The sequence below is a fragment of the Vibrio sp. 378 genome (assembly GCF_033339435.1).
The window spans coordinates 1-781 of the sequence record NZ_JAWOUO010000407.1; the positions used below are offsets into that span (position 1 = coordinate 1).

General features: G+C 44.9%; 1 protein-coding gene. It reads right to left on the bottom strand.

Features of this window, described 5'->3' with window-relative positions; all coding sequences use genetic code 11:
• Window positions 1-781, bottom strand: a 781-nt coding sequence (gene vmeC, locus R7Q48_RS26590; RefSeq protein ID WP_318133207.1) for a multidrug efflux RND transporter periplasmic adaptor subunit VmeC, incomplete at both ends; no start/stop codon positions are given.

Sequence of the window (781 nt, forward strand, 5' to 3'; positions counted from 1 at the left end):
CGATGTCTTTAGTACGTTCGCCCACTTTAACTACGTGTTGTTTCACGCGCTTTTCACCCTCTTCTTCTGTCACGATGTAGACGTTATCGCCGTACAAAGTGAAGGTGATTGCTGTTTGAGGTAGCGTCACTTGGTTTGCCAATTTAGGCATGATGATGTTTGCACGTGCGAACATACCGCTGCGAAGTTTGCCATCGCTGTTTGGAATGTCTGCTTGTACTTGGATCAGACCACTTTGTACATTTACTGCAGGTTCAATGGCAGAAATTGAGCCTTTGAATGGCTGATCTGGGTAGGCATCTACAAAAATATCCACTTCTTGGTCAAGTTTGATACGCGAGATGTCTGTTTGAGGCACGGTAAAGCGCAGACGCATTACACTGCTATCTTCTAGACGAACAATGTCGCTACCAGCTTGGATGTATTGACCAAGATAAACGTTACGGATACCAACCACACCTGCAAATGGCGCTTTGATTTCACGACGATCGATGGTTGCTTTTAAACTCTCGATATCTGCTTTAAGCGAGTAGTAGTTTGCTTCAGCTTCATCGTAAGCTTCTTTAGAAATAGAACCTTTCTTAAACAGACCTTGGTAACGTTTGTATTTCGCTTCTGCTGCAGGAAGTTTCGCTTGTGAACTCTTCAAGTTCGCTTTTTCTACTTCAGAATCAAGCAGAACGAGAGGCTGGCCAGCTTCAACTTGAGTCCCTGATTCAAAAGCGATCTTGTCGATAACACCGCTCGTTTCGTTCGCTACCGTCACCCCTTGGTTTGGCTC